The organism is Alphaproteobacteria bacterium (assembly GCA_040905865.1).
Taxonomy (GTDB): Bacteria; Pseudomonadota; Alphaproteobacteria; order UBA8366.
The window spans coordinates 40843-57921 of record JBBDQU010000008.1 but is presented as its reverse complement, the minus strand read 5'-3'; the positions used below and the strand labels follow the sequence as shown (position 1 = coordinate 57921).

At 59.4% G+C, this 17079-nt stretch carries 15 protein-coding genes; 9 read left to right on the top strand and 6 right to left on the bottom strand.

The features are described from left to right. Positions 1-100: 100 nt before the first annotated feature. The 3 genes from WD767_02565 to WD767_02555 all read right to left on the bottom strand — a co-directional run bounded on the left by WD767_02565 (position 101) and on the right by WD767_02555 (position 3421). Entirely contained in the window at positions 101-1798 is a 1698-nt protein-coding gene (locus tag WD767_02565) for a tripartite tricarboxylate transporter permease (protein ID MEX2614956.1), read from the bottom strand. Positions 1799-1829: 31 nt separating this feature from the next. Then, the gene (locus WD767_02560) at positions 1830-2315 is read right to left on the bottom strand and encodes a tripartite tricarboxylate transporter TctB family protein (GenBank protein ID MEX2614955.1); all 486 of its coding nucleotides are present in this window, start codon (positions 2313-2315) and stop codon (positions 1830-1832) included. Positions 2316-2437: 122 nt separating this feature from the next. Beyond that, positions 2438-3421, bottom strand: coding sequence for a tripartite tricarboxylate transporter substrate binding protein (locus WD767_02555; protein ID MEX2614954.1), 984 nt, complete (start codon positions 3419-3421; stop codon positions 2438-2440). Between the two features lie 428 nt (positions 3422-3849). Here WD767_02555 and WD767_02550 point away from each other — a divergent pair, with 428 nt between their 5' ends. Together WD767_02550 and WD767_02545 are read left to right on the top strand one after the other, a co-directional pair. Then, positions 3850-4482, top strand: a complete 633-nt coding sequence (locus tag WD767_02550; protein ID MEX2614953.1) for a glutathione binding-like protein — start codon at positions 3850-3852, stop codon at positions 4480-4482. 39 nt (positions 4483-4521) lie between these two features. Then, complete coding sequence (locus WD767_02545) at positions 4522-5304, top strand: fumarylacetoacetate hydrolase family protein (protein ID MEX2614952.1); 783 nt, start codon at positions 4522-4524, stop codon at positions 5302-5304. A 28-nt stretch (positions 5305-5332) separates the two neighbouring features. Here WD767_02545 and WD767_02540 read toward each other — a convergent pair whose 3' ends face one another. Beyond that, a complete protein-coding gene (locus tag WD767_02540) occupies positions 5333-6346 on the bottom strand; it encodes a hypothetical protein (GenBank protein MEX2614951.1) in 1014 nt (337 codons plus the stop codon). 110 nt (positions 6347-6456) lie between these two features. Between WD767_02540 and WD767_02535 the strand changes: the two genes are divergently transcribed. Then, positions 6457-8061: a thiamine pyrophosphate-binding protein gene (locus tag WD767_02535; GenBank protein MEX2614950.1), complete on the top strand. Its 1605-nt coding sequence runs from the start codon at positions 6457-6459 to the stop codon at positions 8059-8061. Between the two features lie 19 nt (positions 8062-8080). Here the strand turns inward: WD767_02535 and WD767_02530 are convergent, their stop codons facing one another. After that, positions 8081-9925 (bottom strand): EAL domain-containing protein, encoded by a 1845-nt coding sequence (locus WD767_02530; protein MEX2614949.1) that lies wholly within the window; start codon positions 9923-9925, stop codon positions 8081-8083. 366 nt (positions 9926-10291) lie between these two features. Between WD767_02530 and WD767_02525 the strand changes: the two genes are divergently transcribed. From WD767_02525 to WD767_02510, 4 genes are all read left to right on the top strand, one after another. After that, positions 10292-11326 (top strand): TRAP transporter substrate-binding protein, encoded by a 1035-nt coding sequence (locus WD767_02525; GenBank protein ID MEX2614948.1) that lies wholly within the window; start codon positions 10292-10294, stop codon positions 11324-11326. Between the two features lie 400 nt (positions 11327-11726). Beyond that, positions 11727-12782, top strand: coding sequence for a TRAP transporter substrate-binding protein (locus WD767_02520; GenBank protein ID MEX2614947.1), 1056 nt, complete (start codon positions 11727-11729; stop codon positions 12780-12782). Between the two features lie 150 nt (positions 12783-12932). Further along, positions 12933-13478: a TRAP transporter small permease subunit gene (locus WD767_02515; GenBank protein MEX2614946.1), complete on the top strand. Its 546-nt coding sequence runs from the start codon at positions 12933-12935 to the stop codon at positions 13476-13478. 84 nt (positions 13479-13562) lie between these two features. Next, positions 13563-14840 (top strand): TRAP transporter large permease, encoded by a 1278-nt coding sequence (locus tag WD767_02510; GenBank protein MEX2614945.1) that lies wholly within the window; start codon positions 13563-13565, stop codon positions 14838-14840. A gap of 193 nt (positions 14841-15033) precedes the next feature. On the opposite strand, the gene WD767_02505 is transcribed toward WD767_02510, so the two are convergent. After that, entirely contained in the window at positions 15034-15339 is a 306-nt protein-coding gene (locus WD767_02505; protein MEX2614944.1) for a hypothetical protein, read from the bottom strand. On the opposite strand from WD767_02505, the gene WD767_02500 reads away from it, so the two are divergent. Both WD767_02500 and WD767_02495 read left to right on the top strand, forming a co-directional pair. Continuing rightward, a complete protein-coding gene (locus WD767_02500) occupies positions 15338-16342 on the top strand; it encodes a TRAP transporter large permease (protein MEX2614943.1) in 1005 nt (334 codons plus the stop codon). The two genes, WD767_02505 and WD767_02500, sit on opposite strands and share 2 nt — an antisense overlap. Before the next feature lie 25 nt (positions 16343-16367). Further along, a complete protein-coding gene (locus tag WD767_02495; GenBank protein ID MEX2614942.1) occupies positions 16368-17033 on the top strand; it encodes a hypothetical protein in 666 nt (221 codons plus the stop codon). Positions 17034-17079: the final 46 nt, after the last annotated feature.

Genomic DNA, 17079 nt, shown 5'->3' with positions numbered 1-17079 from the left:
GTACTCAAAAGGAAAACCCCGCCGGAAATCCGACGGGGTTTGTCAGCGGTCTGGGCGGCCCCGCGGGACCGCCGTTTCGTTTTATACCGGTATCCGCCGGTCAGGCCGGTTCGATCTTCGGTTTGATGAGCATCCCGTCGGCAGGGTCGAGCGCCCAGCCTTTCTGATGCGTCCGCCACAGCATCCACAGGCCGAGCGCCACCATTAACGAGCCGATACCCATCCGAACGGGACTGCCCATCATGAACAGGGGAATCGACTGGATCATCACCATCGCCGGCATGAAACCCAGCGTCCAGGTCTGCTTGCCGCGATGCTTCTGGTACCACGGGAACGCGATCGAGAACACCGACAGCAGGACGAAGAACAGCGACCAGGGCTGGGTGAAGAACAGTGACACATCCTCGCTGATCGTCCAGGCCCGGTTCAGGTTCAGTTCCGCAAGGTCACCCAGCACCACCCCCAGCACCACCGGCGCCAGCGGGAAGTTGAACTTCTTCATCAGGAAGCCCAGCAGGCCGAACCAGAACAGCGTCCACATGTCGAAGCTGCTGTTGTTCAGCGCGAAGGTCCCCACCGCGCAGTACACCAGGATCACCGCCGCCATCGTGTACATCGGCACCCGCGTGATATACAGGAACGCCTTCAGCGCCCCCGTCTGCATCGCGATCATCATGAAATGCGCGAGGAAGAACGCGGTGAAGATGCCGTAGGCCAGGACCGGCTGTTCGGTGATGAACAGCGGGCTCGGCACAACGTTGTGGATCAGCAGCGCCCCCAGCATGATCGCGCACAGCGCCGATCCCGGAATGCCCAGCGCCATCATCGTCGTCAGCGCACCGCCGGCCGTGGCGTTGTTCGCCGCCTCCGGTGCGATGATGCCTTCGGTATGGCCGGTACCGAATTTTTCCGGGGTCTTCGAGGCCTTCTTCGCCTGATCGTAGGCGAGGATGTTGGAGATCGAACTGCCCGCCGCCGGCAGCACGCCGACGAAGACGCCGATCGCCGACGACCGCACCAGGTTGACCCAATCGCTCGCGATGGCCCTGATGGCGTTCCAGTGCTCGATCTTGATACTGAGGCCGTCCTTCGGCTGCACCATCAGCGGCGCCCGCGCCACCTTCGGGTCCTCGATATCGCCGAGCAGCTGGCTGAACGCGAACAAACCGATCAGCACCGGCAGATAGGCGAAACCGGCCGACAATGCTTCGAACCCGAAATGCAGCCGGTCGATGGCGTTGATTTCCTCCGCCCCCAGCGCCGCGAACAGCAGCCCGAACGAGCCCGCGATCAACCCCTTGATCATGTTTTCGCCGGCCAGGCTTGCCGTGATGGTCAGCGCGAAGATGATCAGCGAAAACAGCGCCCAGGGCTCGAACTCAAGCCCGATCACCGCGATGCCGGGCGCCAGCGTCGCCAGCACCACGGCGCCGATCAGACCGCCGAAGAACGACGACCACACGCCAAGCCCGAGCGCCAGCCCGGCCTTGCCCTGACGCACCGCCGGGAAGCCGTCGAAGGTGGTTGCGATGGAGGCCGGCGTACCAGGTATCCCCATCAGCATGCCCGAGATCAGGCCGCCCGACAGACCGCCGACATAAATACCCAGCATCGTCGACAGCCCGTTGACCGGCGGCATGCCGAAAGTGAAGGGCAGCGACAGCACCACCGCCATCGTCACCGTGAAACCGGGAATGGCGCCGGCGATGATTCCGAAGAACACGCCGATCAGCATCAGGCCCAGATTGTGCAACTGGAAGACCTGCTCCGCGGCAAGGCCTATGTTTTCTATTAACATTTCTTTTGCGTTCCTTTGAGGCCGCGAAGGGTCAGTAGACGCGAATCAGTTCGCCCTCGGGCAGGTAGACCCGAAGAACGTAAGTGAACAATGCCCAGACGACGCCGACGGAAACCACCGAGATAACAACGTGCATCGCGAGCGCCCGCGGCGTCCGCTCGCCGATCGCCGTCAGCAGCGCGAATGTCACCAGGACGCCGGCGATCAGCATGCCGAGGTAATCGAGCACCAGCAGGAACACGAAGAATATGGCGAAACAGTAGATCGGGTTGCGGTATTTGACAAACCATGCGCCGAGGCTGAACGGTTCCCCCTTTTCCGCCGCGCCGCGCCGCAGCGACTGTATGAGATAGACAACGCAGAGGATGAAAAGCGGCACCAGGATGACCCGGGGCCAGAGCTTCGGCCCCATGCTGCCGTAGCCGGGGTCGACGATGTTGAACGATTCCCAGAAATAGGCACAGGTGACCGCAAGCAGTACCAGCGCAATGACGACATCCTTGTTCAGTGAGCGCATTTCGATCAGCTACCTCCCTGTGTGTATCGGCGGCGCCTTCGGCCGCCCGAATTCGTATCCTCCGGAAATTCGGCCCGTCGCGGACAATTCCGCGACGGGCCGAACCTTGTCAGTGTCCTGTGTTAATTGGTCGCCGCCCTGTAGACGCCCAGCTTCTTCGCGATACGCGTCCAGTCCTCATGGGTGGTCTTCCACCAGTTGACGTAGTCCTCGCCACGCTCGAACTCGACGAAACTGCCAACTCTTTCAATCGCATCGATGACCTTCTGGTCATTCGCGGCCTTCTCCATCATGTCGGCATAGTACTGCACGATTTCCGGCGACGTGCCCTTCGGCAGCACCCAGCCGCGGTTCGACGTGATATTCACCGGGAAGCCCTGTTCAGCCGCCGTCGGAACGTCCGGCACCACCTCGGAACGCTTGTGGTAGTTGATCCCGAGAAGCTTGATCCGGCCGGCCCGCGCATGTTCCGCGCCAGTGGATTCGGAAACCTGCCCGAAATGGACGGTATCGGCGAGAATCGCTTTCATCCGGTCGGCGGTGCCGTCATAGGACACCACCTTCATATCCTCGATGCCGAGCGCATCCTGGATCTGCAGCAGCGAGAAATGGCTGGTCGAACCGAGCGTGCCGGCCGCGAGAAGCTTGCCGGGATTGGCGTTCGCCCAGGCCTTCATTTCCTTGTAGTTGTCGAACGGCGCATTGGGGCCGGCGCCCATCAGCGACACCGTGGTCGTAATCCTGGCGATGGGTTCGAACGCATCCCACGAGAAATCCAGGCGACCGGTCAGGTTGCCCGCCAGAAGATGCTCGAAAGTCGAAAAGACTGTGCATCCGTCGGGCTTCGCATCCTTCGCTTCCCTGGTCCCCCTGACGCCGCCCTGACCGGTAATGGTCACAACCTGCAGTTCGGGCTTGCCGCCCAGGCGGTTATACCCTTCGAGCACAATGCGCATCAAAATATCGGATTCACCGCCCGCGCCCCATGGCACAATGAGACGGGCCGTGTTGCAGGGCATTTCCACGGCGGTGGCCGATGCGGTCGTTAACCCTGTAAATGCCAAGCCGGCCGTAATGACCGCTGCTGCACGAATTGTTGGTTTCATGGTGTATCCTCTCCTATCCGGTTCAATTGAACATTATTAGGATCGAAAGCAGACCAACAGGACATTGCCGGTGTATTCTGACACTGGAAACCTCCCGCGAGGCAACTTCGACCCAATCCTTTTTTCACACCACGACGATAATGCTTTTGCCCCCTGTGTCAACGTAGTCAAGTTATATTGGCGAAACCGTGCGGCGCCGGGAACGCCTTTTTGATTGTTGAAGTTATTCCAGGTTCAAGCAATGGCAGAGTGCGGCGGGCGGATTTTCCACGCCGTTGGACACACGTGATGTGTGAATTTAGTATCCGCGCCTGAACCTTCCGGCATTCATGGTTGCATGGCGAAATATCCCTTTAAGGGTTTTGGCCTGAGCACCGACCCGGAGGCATGACGCCCCGCGGTTCAGGCCGGCAACGAGAGGAATTATCATGAGCATCGATCTGTATACCTGGGCGACGCCCAATGGCCGCAAGATCTCCGTCATGCTGGAGGAAACCGGACTGCCGTATACCGAACACGCCGTAAACATATCCAAGGGCGAGCAGTTCAATCCCGACTTCCTGAAGATATCGCCGAACAATCGCATTCCCGCCATTGTCGATGCCGAGGGGCCCGGCGGCAAACCGGTATCGGTCTTCGAAACCGGCGCGATCCTGCTTTATCTCGGGGAGAAAACCGGCAGGTTCCTGCCGACGGATCCCCGCCGGAAAATCGCCACCTATGAATGGCTGATGTGGCAGATGGGCGGGTTCGGCCCGATGCTGGGACAGGCCCATCATTTCCTGGGCCTGGACGTCGAGGTCCCCTATGGCAGCGAACGATATGTCAAGGAATCGAAGCGCCTGTACGGCGTGATGGACCGCCGCCTGGAGGACAATGAATATCTGGCCGGCGACGAATACACGATCGCCGATATCGCCTGCTATCCCTGGGCGCACCGGCACCAGCGCCACAAGGTGGACCTGAACGAATACCAGAACGTGAAGCGCTGGTATGACGCCGTCGGCGCCCGCCCGGCCGTTCAAAAGGGCATGCCGACGCTGGGCGGCATCAATATGTAGCCAGCCCGATCCGGGCGGGCCTTATGGGGGAGAATAAAAATGCGTTGGATACGTATCGAACATAACGGCAAGCCGGTTCACGGAATTATAGAGGGCGATACTATCGCCCTCACATCCGGGAATCTTTACGAAAACCCGCAGAAAACCGGTGAAACCGTGCCGCTGGCCGGCGCCAGACCGCTGGTCCCGATAGAACCGGTCACGTTCTACGCTGCCGGGTTGAATTATCTGGAACACGTTCTGGAGCAGGCAAAAACCAAGGGAATCGAGCCTAACATCCCGCCGAAACCGGATATCGGATACCGGGCGAACAATGCGCTGATCGCGCACAACGAAGCCATCGTCATCCCGAAGGACGCGACGCAGCGCACGGAATACGAGGCTGAAATTGTCGCCATTATCGGCAAGAAGGCCAAAAACCTGACCCGGGAAAATGCGCTGTCCTGCGTGTTCGGCTACACCATCGGCAACGATTTCAGCGAACGGACGTGGCAGAGCGGCGACCGGACCCTGTGGCGCGCCAAGAACACCGACACGTTCAAGCCCATGGGCCCCTGGATCGAGACGGATGTCGACCTGGACAGCCTGGAAACGACAGTCCGCGTGAACGGCAAGGAAACCATCCGGTTTGCGACCAACAAGATGCTGTTCGATATCCCCACCTATATCGAGGCGATAACCAGATACGTGACGTTGTATCCGGGCGACATGATCTGGATGGGCACCGAAGGCCACTCGCCGGAACTGAAGGCGGGCGATGTCTGTGAGATCGAGATCAGCGGCATCGGGGTATTGAGCAACCCGATCACGCGGGAATCCTGATGCCAGCGCGATCTTTTCCGGTTTTTTACTACAGGACGGAGAAGATCGCGTTCATCCCGTATTCTTCCAGGTCGAGTTCCCATTCCATCCGGCGCGCGCCCAGGTCGAGACAGCAGATCCGCGTCGGCAGCAGCGGCAGTGATGCTTCGTAATTCCCGATCCCGGCGACCTTCTTCACCTGCGCCTTGGCCCAGCTGACCCTGTCCTTCAGTTTTGTGCTCCGCAGTCGGCTGAACGCGACGATGACCCGGTCACTGTCGAGAACCTTGATGCCCCGGCACCAGCCGAGCGGAAATTCGTATTCGAGAATGTCGCCGATCCTGACAATATCAGTCACCCGCAGGCTGTCCGGGTCGGCGACAAGGATATGTCCATCAACCGAGGTGAAGTAGATTCTGCCATTTGCGGCCACCCCGTCATGCACGAACTGCACGGGATTTTGCCGATCGCCGATCAGGTCGATCCGCCTGCCCGGCGTCGTCAGGCAAACCGCGTCATTCAGATCGCACCGCGTCGTCCAGACATCGTCGCCAATGGTGAAGACGAAATTCGGATGCGCCTGACGCGGCTTGGTGCTTTGCACCCTGCGGTAATCGATACCGCGCGAAAACCGCTGCCAGGGATCCTGACCCAGTACATTCCATTCGCGCAGGACCGTACCGTCCGTCGCCATTTCCACGACCATGTCCAGCCCGGTTACCGCAACCAGGAGAGTTCCCCTGCCGCTGGGCGCGACATGGTGCAGATCGTTGAACAGCGGCTTCGAAATATACCGTTCGACGCTAAGATCGGACCGGCGGTAGACGAGGATTTCCGTCTGGGTACACAGATAAAGTCGCGCCGCATCAATCGCCCCTGCCTTGAACACTACGGACGGATGTTCCGGGCAGACCTCGGGCGGCGATACATAGTCCAGCAACCGCCTGACATCGCGGGTTTCCGGATTGACCTGCAACACCACGGCCTTTTCATACTGGCGCCATTCATTCATCCGCGCCGCATCGGGATACATTGTGCCGCCGACAACAAAAAGGTCGTTCATCGCTTCCCCTTACCCCCGCACCCGATCCCATGCGGCCCCTTGTTTCGCCGCGCCCATGGTAATACACACCCGCCTACGGAACGCAGGAAAAAGGGATATCGGTGCCAGCCATGAATAACGCAGACCTGATCATCAGAATACTCAAGGATGCCGGCATCGGCCACGGCTTCGGCATTCCGAGCGGCAATGTCCTGCCCTTCATAGAGGCCATGCGCAAGGGCGGCATCGAATTCGTGCTGACCGCCCATGAAGGCACGGCAGGGTTTGCCGCCGACGTCACCGGACGGCTGACCGGCGCGCCCGGCCTGTGCGTCGCGACGCTGGGACCCGGCGCCACCAACCTCGCCACCGGCGTCGGCAACGCCTGGCTGGACCGGTCGCCGATGATCGCGGTGACCTGCAACCTGAACACCATCCAGTTGGGCCGGCGGTTGCAGATGCTGATCGACCATCATGCGCTGTTCAAGCCGATCACCAAGGCAAGCTACGCCCTGCGCCCCGGCAATATCGTCGATACGGTGCAGAACGCGATCCGCGTCGCCCTGACCGAGCCGATGGGCCCGGTCCATCTCGACCTGCCGGAGGACGTGATGCTGGCCCCCGCGACCGAGGACGTCCCCCCGCCGGTCACGGCGCCGGCATTCGACCTCAAGGCGGACGAGGCGGCGATCGCGCGTGCCCTGGAACTGATAGCCCGCGCCAAACGGCCCATCGCCGTCATCGGTTCCTCCGCCATGCGGATGCGCAACCCCGAACTGCTGCGCCGCTTCGTCGAAAAGTACGGCATGCCCTTCGCCACGACCACCATGGCCAAGGGCATGATCGACGAGGACCACCCGCTGTCGATTGGCTGCATCGAACGCGCCCGCCGGCAGATCCAGCGCAAGCTGCTGCGCAGCGCCGATCTTATCGTCGGGCTGGGCTATGACACCGTCGAGGTGGAATTCGAGGCCTGGATCGCCGATGTGCCGTTGCTGCAGATCGATATCGAAGCTGTCGATGTCGCCCCGTCGGTCACCGTCGCGGCGGAAGTCACGGGCAGCCTGGACGATTCCCTGCAGCGGCTGACGGACGCCAAAGCTTTCGGCAATGACTGGACCGAATCCGCCATTGCTAACCACCGACGGGATTTCCAGGCAGCGCTACGCCCCGCCGTGCAGGGGTTGACGCCATACCAGGTTATCGACGCGGTACGGGACATCCTGCCGCGCAACGGTGTCCTGGCCTTCGATGTCGGCGCGCATACGCACCAGATCGCCAGTCAATGGCCCGCCCATGCGCCGCGTGAATTCCTGATCACCAATGGATGGTCATCAATGGGATTCGGTTTTCCCGCCGCCATCGCCGCCAAGATCGCCTTTCCCGCCCTGCCGGTCGTCTGCATTATCGGCGACGGCTGTTTCCAGATGACCTGCGGCGAACTGGCGACGGCGCGGCGAATGGGACTCGCCATTCCCTTTGTCGTGCTAAACGACAGCACGCTGAGCCTGATCCATATCAAACAGTCGCAACGGCAATACGGAAATTCAGGGATTGCGCTGGGAACCGGAAACAGCGGGCCGACGCCGCAGCATTATTTCGGTGCGCCGGCTGTTGGCGTTGACAATATCGCCGAATTGAAGGAACGGCTCACGGCGGCATTCACCGAGGACGGGCCGAGCGTCATTGAAACCTATGTCGATCCGGCGCATTACATGGAAACGGTTTTCGACTGATCCCCGATAGGGAAGGCAATCAGTACCGGCCGCGAAGCCATCCCCTGAAATCCTCGGCAGGAAGCGGCCTGCTGAACAGAAAACCCTGCATTCCCGAACAGGGCGTCAGGCGAATGGCCGCCGCCTGACTGTCCGTTTCGACGCCCTCCGCAATGGAGATATAATTCAGACTGCGTCCCAGATTGACGATCGCTTCGGTGATAGCCCGGTCAGGCCCCGGCCGCGTCAACTTGCGAACAAGCGACCGGTCTATCTTCAGTTTCCGGAGCGGGAATTTCCGAAGATACGCAAATGACGCAAAGCCGGTTCCGAAATCGTCGATGGCAATCCCGACACCGAGACCTTCAATCCTCCGGAAGGTCTCGAGCACGTTGCTCGAGGTATCCAGTGCGATGTTTTCCGTCACTTCCAGTTCCAGCCATTCGGAACCGATACCGGCCACTTCCAGCGCGGTTTCGACTTCGCCAATGAAGTCACCATTCCTGAACTGAGATGGCGATACGTTCACAGCGACGGGGAAGGGCTGCACCCCGGCATCGAGCCAGCACCGCGCTTCGCGGCATGCCGCCCTCAGCACAAGAGAACCTATTTCATTAATAATACCGGTCTTTTCAGCATGCTGGATGAATTTCCCCGGCATCACCAGCGTGCCGTCCGGACGCCGCCAGCGGACGAGCGCTTCCACGCCCAGAAGCGCGCCATTCCTGGAATCGACCTGGGGCTGGTAGTGGAGCTCGAATTCTTCGCGGACGATTGCGACACGCAAGTCGGTTTCCAGTGTTCGCTCGTGCCGCGCGCGCCGGTCCATGAGTTCGTCATAATACTGAAAGGTGCCGCGACCCCGCTTCTTCGATTCATAAAGGGCCTGGTCGGTCAGGCGAATAAGTTCGTTTGCATCCCTGGCGTCTCGCGGAAAAATTCCGATACCGATACTGGCGCCGGCCGGCACCAGATTGCCGTTGAGTACGACGGGTTGCGACAGTTCCTCGACAATGCGATCCGCGACCTGCCGAATTCTCAGCGGGTCCTCCACACTATTCAGGATAATCGCAAACTCATCGCCGCCGATCCGGGCAACAGTGTCGCTTTGCCGTACGGACCGCTCGAGAACCCGGGCGGTATGCTTCAACAGGGCGTCGCCGACCGGATGCCCGAACCCGTCATTGACGTCCTTGAACTTGTCGAGGTCTAGCAGCATCAGCGCAACCGACAGGCCCTGCCGGTCCGCCATTCTTATCGCCCCATTCAGGCGGGCCTCGAACTCATACCGGTTGGCAACGGAGGTCAGCGGATCGAAAAGCGCCAGTTGCTGAATTTCACGCTCCGCCCTTTTCTGCTCGGTAACGTCGCGCAAAACGCACGTGAAGGTGACCTGATCCGAAATCGCCGCGCGAGACACGATTATTTCCGCCGGAAAAGACGTTCCGCCCCGCCGCCGGGCAACGCAGTACAGCCGCTTTCCGACCATGTCGTCCAGGGTCCTGCCCGCCCGCAATGACGGCGATTGCTCTTCAGGATCGTCGAGGAAATCATGCAGCCGGGCGCCGACCAACTGCGACGCGCTGCAATTGAGCATCCGGAATACGGACATGTTGGCCGATTTGATGATTCCCGAAGCGTCGACGCAGAATATGCCATCCAAAACCGCATCAAGTATGGCATTGACGTGCTTTGCATTGACCTCCGCGCTGGCCCGCGCCTGTTCGATCAGGTCCTTGCCCGTCGCGAGTTCCCTGGCTTGCGCAATATTGTCGGCGGCGCTTGCTTCCATGCGCGCCACGACATCTTCCAGTTCGCGAACGCGGCGCCGCAGTGCTTCAGCAGGATCCAGGTAGACTAATTTGGTTTTGGCTACGACGTTCATAGACCTCCCTGCTGCCCCCATCCGTATTCCCATACTCTTTATTGCACCTCTGCCCGAGCCACATAACACTAAAAATAGAATACTATCGTTAATTTTCCGTTTAAAGTTAATCCAGCCAAATTATTCATCGACCTGAATTCGACCATACGCGTCAATGCTTGGCACTCTTATAGTTGGCGCCGGGTTCAGTACTCCGTTGTTCCTTTACGATCTCATTTGCAAATAATGTGAAAACATAACTACACTACGCGGAATGCGCTCCGGCACGCGCGCGATTGATTTCGTCGCATGCGGTCCGCAGGGAAACATTCGTAGCGGACCGTTTCGTTACGACGCCGTTCGCACACGACAACAGGGGGATTATCGATGAATAATCATGTATTGAGTAAACGATGGCTCAAGAAAAGCATCGTTACGCTGGCGCTCGCCGCGCCGTTTATTGGCGGGTATTCAGGCATCGCACAGGCGGCCGACCCGGAACTGGTGATGAAGGTCGGAATCACGCCGGGACCGACCAGCCTTCCTGCGCTGGAAGTCAATAAATTCAGCGAGATGATGAAAGAGAGAACCAACGGCGCAGTCGATGTACAGTTGTTCGCCTCGTCGCTGCTCGGCAAGGAAAACACCCAGATCGAAGGGTTGGTTGCAGGAACCCATGACGCCTTTGCCCATGTTTCGGCCTATACCGGCCGGGTCAAGGAAGAGCGCTACTGGGACCTGCCGTTCCTGTTTCCGGATGTGGAATCCGTCAAGCGCGTGGCCCAGGGTCCGCTGCGGCCCGAGATCGAGGAGCATTACCGCAAATACGGCATGGAGCTGATTGCCCTCTGGGGATACGGTTGGCGGCAGTTCTTCGGCAACAAGCGCCCGTACAACGTGCCCGAGGACCTGCAGGGAATCAAACATCGCATCCCGGGCGGCAAGTCGAAGCAGATCCTGTTCACCGCGCTGGGCGCGAACCCGTCGACAGTGACCTTCTCTGAACTGTACCAGGCGCTGAAGACCGGCGTCGTCGACAGTCAGGACAACCCGCTGTCCATCAGTTACGAAACCAAGTTCCACGAAGTGACAAAGTACGTGTCGATCTGCAATTACATTTACAACCCGCAGATCTTCGCCGTTGGCAAGCCCTATTGGGACAAGGTGCCGGAGAAGTACAAGAAGATCATCAAGGAAGTCGGTCGCGAGAGCGAGGATTGGTCTTATGACCTGATGGTCAAGCTCGACAACGAGACTCTCGACAAGATTAAGCAGGAAGCGCCGCACATTGAGATCAACTACTGCAAGAAGGAAGATCTCCCCAAGTGGCAGGCCGTCGCCAAGCCTGTTTATGACGCCTTCATCGAGGACACGAGCCAGGAATGGTACGATAAGATCGCGAAGGCCGCCGCCGGCGGTTGAGGCAACCGGCAATATGTAACTATCGGTCATTCCGGCCGAGCCGCGCATTCAGGTAATCGCGGCCGGCCGGAACCCGGAGAATACCCCCGATCCGGCGCAGGCTTATCGATACAGGAAAGCGCGGCGCCCGCTACGAAAGACGACAAAGATGCACAACCCCGATTGTGCCGTCATTCGGAAGAAACAATCGAAAATAGCTGTGGCAGGCATTGCGCCCGATTGAGCAGGCGTTTTCCGCCGCATTCGTTTGACCTTTGTCGTTCGACAATCCTACTATTCTCAGGTTGGCGTCCCAACGGCCGTTGCATGTCATTCGGCTGACCGGACGGCGGCACACATAAAATTATAATGCACCAAAAAAAATCACCGGTGCAATTGAACAGACAGGGAGTCTATAATCATGAAGCACACTAGTTCACCACCCAATTGGCTAAATGGCGCCGCGGTGAGCGCGGCGCTGGTGGCGGCGACCTTCGGGTTCGTTTCCGCAGCGACCGCAGCCGACCCGGAAGTCGTCATGAAGGTCGGCATCACTTCCGGCCCGACATCGATCCTTGCCAAGGACATCGAGTATTTCACCAGCCTGGTGGACCTCAACTCCAACGGACGGATCAAGGTCGAACTTTACGCATCGTCGCTGCTCGGCAAAGAGAACACCCAGCTGGAAGGCATAGTGGCCGGGACCCATGACGCGTTCCTGCACATCTCTTCCTTTACCGGACGGATCAAGGAACAGCGTTTCTGGGACCTGCCATTCCTGTTCAAGGATCGCGAGGCGGTTTCCCGCGTCGTTCTGGGCCCGCTACGCGAACAGATGGAGGTGGATTTCCGCAAATACAATATGGAACTGCTCGGCTTCTTCGGTTTCGGCTACCGGCAGTTCACGGGCAACAAGCATCCCTACAACGTCCCGGAAGATCTGCGGGGTATCAAGCACCGCATTCCCGGCGGTAAGTCGAAGATGATCCTCTTCCAGGCGCTGGGCGCCAACCCGGCGACGATCACCTTCTCGGAACTGTACCAGGCGCTGAAGACCGGCGTCGTCGACAGCCAGGACAACCCGCTATCGCTGATCTATGACACCAAGTTCCACGAAGTGACGCAGTATCTGTCGATCTGCAATTACGTGTACAATCCGGTCATCCTCGCCACCGGCCAGCCCTTCTGGCAGAAGCTGCCCGACTGGGCCAAGCCGATCCTGAAACAGGCTGCCCGCGACACGGAAGGCTGGACCCGCCAGTTGAGCGCAAAGATTGACGTGGAGATCATCCAGAAAATGCTTGTGGAAAAGCCGGACTACAAGATCAATTACTGCAAGGAGGAGGATCTGCCAAAGTGGCGGGCGGTCGCCCAGCCGGTCTACGACTCCTTTATTGAGGAAACCAGCAAGGAATGGGCCACGGCGATCGAAACCGTTGCCAAAGGCGGCTACACGGACTGGAAGGTTCAGAACTGAAACATCCATTGCCGGCATCCCGGTGTACGCCGGTTGGCGCGCCAGGATGCCGGCTAATATACTAATACGTACTAACTCCACACTGGGAAGGCGGGCCCGGAATATGTCCAACGGCTCCCCGGCTTCCCCTCTTAAAGGGCGAATCACGTCATGAGTGAACAGAATGCAGGCATTTTCCGGGCGGGATACAAACTGCCGCCGGCAATGAATGCGGGTTACCGGAGTATTTTGCGACTTTGCGATATTATCACGGCGACGGCGCTGGCGATCGAAGTCGTCCTGATCACCGTCAACGTGTCGGGCCGGTTTTTCTTCAATCATACCTTCGGGTGGATGGATGAGTTCGCCCAATACACCCTGCTGTGGCTGTTCGTGCCGGGCAGTGTCGTCCTGATGGACCGGTATGCGCTGTTCTATGCGGAAGTCCTGCTGCTGTTCATTAAGAATGTCACAATCCGCCGCGCCATCTTTGTGTTCAACAGCCTGCTCATGCTGTTGTTTTTCGCGGTCGTGTTCTGGACGGGTATCGAATACGTGAGAATCACCTGGACATTCGTTCTCGATTACTCGGAAACGCCAAAATTCATCTTCTACGGCAGCATGCCGGTCTGGGGCGCCCTGATGTTTATGGTCATCCTGAAAAACCTCATCTGCATGGAAGATCCGGAAGTCACGGAAATAGACGCGGAAAGCTGAACGAAACCGTCAACAATTCGGTTGATCGGCAGTGGCGGCTCTCCGCCGTACGACCTCCAACCGCTCTGAAATCGGAACGCAACAATGGCCATGTTATTCGTCTTCCTGATCATCTTCCTGATCATGCTCGCATTGCCGATCGCATTGTCGCTCGGGATGGTCGGCCTCTTTTCATATGTCGTTGCTGGCGACAGCCTGATCAACTTCCACAGCCAGATGACGGACGGGCTGGTTTCCTTTGTCATCCTGGCGATCCCGCTGTTTATTCTGACCGGTGAAATTCTAGGCTCGGGCGCCGTCGCCGCCCGCATGATCGCCTTTGCCAGTTCCATTGTGGGCTGGATGTCCGGCGGGCTGGCGCACGCCAACGTCGTCACGGCAATGATGTTCGCCAACGTGTCCGGCTCCGCCGTGGCGGACGCGGCCGCTGTCGGCTCAATCCTCATCCCGGAGATGGAAAAGCGCGGCTACTCGAAGGAATTTTCCGTCGTCGTCACGTCCTACGGGGCATCGATCGGTATCCTGATTCCGCCCAGTATCGGCATGATCCTGTACTCCGTTGTCTCCGACGTATCCATCGCGCGGCTGTTCCTCGCCGGCTACATTCCCGGCGTCGGCTATGGGCTGTGTCTGATGGCGGTAGCGTATTTCGTCGCCAAGAAGCGCGCCTATCCGACACACGAACCTTTCAGCTTCGGCAACGTCGTTCACCGCTTCAACCGGACCTGGATCGCGCTGCTGATCCCGGCGACGATCATCTTCGGCATTGTCGGCGGTGCTTTCACGCCGACCGAGGCCGCTGCGATCACGACTGCCCTGGCGCTCGTCGCCGCGCTGTTCGTATACAGGGGCATGAGGTTCCGCGACCTGCCGCAGAGCTTCATAACCGCCGGTCGCAGGGCGGCCAACGTCCTGCTGCTGTTGTCGATCAGTTCGGTATTCGCCCATTACCTGATCACCGAGGGCGTGCCGCAGGCCATGGCGGCCGAAATCATGTCCTGGGGACTCGACCCCTGGGCCGTCATCCTGGTCATTTTTATCTTCCTGACGCTGGCGGGCATTTTCCTGCACGGCGCGCCCATGATCCTGATGCTGACGCCGATCTTCCTGCCGCTGGTCGACCAGATCGGCATGGACAGGGTGCATTTCGGGTTGTTCTTCATTTTCTGCGTGGTGATAGGCGAGCAGACCCCGCCGGTGGCGTCGGTACTGCTGACCACGTGCGGCGTGGCGAATCTCCCCATAACCCGCGCCTGGGCGGCGTCCGTTCCGTTCTTCATCATGCTGCTGTGTTACACACTGATGATCGCCTATGTTCCGCAGGTTACGCTCTTCGTGCCAAACCTGATCCTGGGTCCTTAAGGGTCGGGAGACAGCCCCGGACGACGCCCGCCCCCACCGGCAAAACGCCGCAAAATCCGGAACGCGCAAGATAGGTATATATACTTATAATGGCGCGGCGAGTCGATTTTACGCGCGGATAGTTTACGGGATCGCCGTCTCCCTTCCAAAAAGATCGCTATACGCCGATGACGGATTAGGTATAGCCTAACTATCAGAAAAACTTACATAGAGAACGAAAATGGCCGGCTTTTTTATCCTGTTGATCATCCTTCTCATCGTATTGGCCCTGCCGATCGCGCTGTCTCTCGGTATGGTAGGCCTTCTGTCCTATATCGTTGGCGACCACAACCTGATCAACTTCCACGGCCAGATGACGGACGGGCTGGTTTCGTTTGTCATACTCGCCATTCCGCTGTTCATCCTGACCGGCGAGGTACTGGGCTCCGGCGCGGTCGCGGCCCGGCTGATCGACTTCGCCAGCGCCCTTGTCGGCTGGATGTCCGGCGGGCTGGCCCATGCCAATATCGTCACCTCGATGCTGTTCGCAAACGTGTCGGGGTCGGCCGTGGCCGATGCGGCCTCCGTCGGCTCGATCCCTGATTCCCGAGATGGAAAAGCGCGGCTACGCCAAGGATTTTTCCATCATCGTGACCTCTTATTCGGCCTCGATTGGCATCCTCATCCCGCCGAGTATCGGCATGATCCTGTACTCCGTCGTTTCCGACGTCTCCATCGCGCGGCTGTTCATTGCGGGATATATCCCCGGCGTCGGCTACGGCGTCTGCCTGATGATAGTTGCCTATGTCATCGCCAAAAAGCGCGCATACCCGACGCACGAACCTTTCAGCTTCGGCAACGTCGTCCACCGGTTCAACCGGACCTGGATCGCGTTACTGATCCCGGCGACGATCATCTTCGGCATTGTCGGCGGCGCCTTCACACCGACCGAAGCGTCGGCAATCTGCACCTCGCTTGCCATTTTCGCCGCCATCGTCGTCTATCGCGGCATGCGCGTGCGCGATCTGCCACGCAGCTTCATGGTCGCCGGCCGGCGGGCGGCCAACGTCCTGTTGCTGCTGTCGATCAGTTCTGTATTCGCCCACTACCTGATCTCCGAGGGCGTGCCACAAGCCATGGCGACGGAAATCATGTCCTGGGGTCTGTCGCCATTTTTCGTGACGCTCGTCATCGTTAGCTTCCTGGTGATAGCCGGCACATTCCTGCACGGCGCACCGATGATCCTGATGCTGGTCCCGATCTTCCTGCCGCTGGTCGACCAGATGGGCATGGACCGGGTCCATTTCGGCATGCTGTTCATCTTCTGCGTGGTCATCGGCGAACAGACCCCGCCGGTTGCGTCGGTTCTGCTGACAACCTGCGGCGTCGCCAACTATCCGATCACAAAGGCATGGTCCGCCTCGATCCCGTTCTTTATCATGCTGCTCTGCTATACGCTGTTAATCGCCTATGTGCCGCAGATCACCCTGGTCCTGCCCAATCTCGTATTTGGCGCGCAATGAACGACCGTAATTAAGGAATAGCCCGATGCCGGACCTTTATGTGCACCACCGTATCGATTGTGCGCCACGTCAGTGGCAGACAGTATCCGACACGTTGCGGGACGCCGGCGCGGCGCGCCTCGCGGCGCAGGGTGGCGTTCTCTACGGGATATGGCGTAGCCAGATCGGAACGCCGCGGGACGAACTGAACGTCATCACTGCCTGGCCCGACGGCAGCGGCGCGCCGGAATCGGACCGGATACTGTTGGCGGATATCGCGGGGATACGCGCTGCGACCAATGCCGCCATGATTCCGACATTGCGGCCGGAACGGATCGAGCCGCCACGCCGCCAGGGCAATTTCGCATTCCGCTGGTTCGACACGCCGAAGGCCCACTGGGCAGAGTTCCTGGACCTCTGCGCCGGCGCCTGGCCCGGTTTCGAATCCGCCTATGATTCGCAGATAATCGGCATGTGGCGGTTCCTCGACCGCGACGATGGGCAGGACCCGGATGAGTTGCGGCGAACCCTGCTGATGACCCGACGCCCCGACCTCGCCATGTGGGAACGGTCCAAGATTCCGGACAGCCCCGGTGAGGCGGAGGTGCGCCGCAAGCTGAGCCGGCGTTACGACCTGTGCGACTGGACGTCGGTATTCACCACGACGCTGCTGACCGCCGACGACCGCGCCGACAACGTTCGCTGGGCCTGAACCGGTTCAGAAGCCGTGCGCCCCGTCCGGATCGAGAGAAAGCCGA

What these genes read in the sequence shown, in the direction of transcription:
- WD767_02525 (MEX2614948.1), top strand. Translation starts at nt 10,292, where the DNA reads ATGAATAATCATGTATTGAGTAAACGATGGCTCAAGAAAAGCATCGTT.
- WD767_02515 (MEX2614946.1), top strand. Translation starts at nt 12,933, where the DNA reads ATGAGTGAACAGAATGCAGGCATTTTCCGGGCGGGATACAAACTGCCG.
- WD767_02505 (MEX2614944.1), bottom strand. Translation starts at nt 15,339, where the DNA reads ATGGGCCAGCCCGCCGGACATCCAGCCGACAAGGGCGCTGGCGAAGTC.
- WD767_02520 (MEX2614947.1), top strand. Translation starts at nt 11,727, where the DNA reads ATGAAGCACACTAGTTCACCACCCAATTGGCTAAATGGCGCCGCGGTG.
- WD767_02495 (MEX2614942.1), top strand. Translation starts at nt 16,368, where the DNA reads ATGCCGGACCTTTATGTGCACCACCGTATCGATTGTGCGCCACGTCAG.
- WD767_02545 (MEX2614952.1), top strand. Translation starts at nt 4,522, where the DNA reads ATGCGTTGGATACGTATCGAACATAACGGCAAGCCGGTTCACGGAATT.
- WD767_02530 (MEX2614949.1), bottom strand. Translation starts at nt 9,925, where the DNA reads ATGAACGTCGTAGCCAAAACCAAATTAGTCTACCTGGATCCTGCTGAA.
- WD767_02560 (MEX2614955.1), bottom strand. Translation starts at nt 2,315, where the DNA reads ATGCGCTCACTGAACAAGGATGTCGTCATTGCGCTGGTACTGCTTGCG.
- WD767_02510 (MEX2614945.1), top strand. Translation starts at nt 13,563, where the DNA reads ATGGCCATGTTATTCGTCTTCCTGATCATCTTCCTGATCATGCTCGCA.
- WD767_02540 (MEX2614951.1), bottom strand. Translation starts at nt 6,346, where the DNA reads ATGAACGACCTTTTTGTTGTCGGCGGCACAATGTATCCCGATGCGGCG.
- WD767_02555 (MEX2614954.1), bottom strand. Translation starts at nt 3,421, where the DNA reads ATGAAACCAACAATTCGTGCAGCAGCGGTCATTACGGCCGGCTTGGCA.
- WD767_02535 (MEX2614950.1), top strand. Translation starts at nt 6,457, where the DNA reads ATGAATAACGCAGACCTGATCATCAGAATACTCAAGGATGCCGGCATC.
- WD767_02565 (MEX2614956.1), bottom strand. Translation starts at nt 1,798, where the DNA reads ATGTTAATAGAAAACATAGGCCTTGCCGCGGAGCAGGTCTTCCAGTTG.
- WD767_02550 (MEX2614953.1), top strand. Translation starts at nt 3,850, where the DNA reads ATGAGCATCGATCTGTATACCTGGGCGACGCCCAATGGCCGCAAGATC.
- WD767_02500 (MEX2614943.1), top strand. Translation starts at nt 15,338, where the DNA reads ATGCCAATATCGTCACCTCGATGCTGTTCGCAAACGTGTCGGGGTCGG.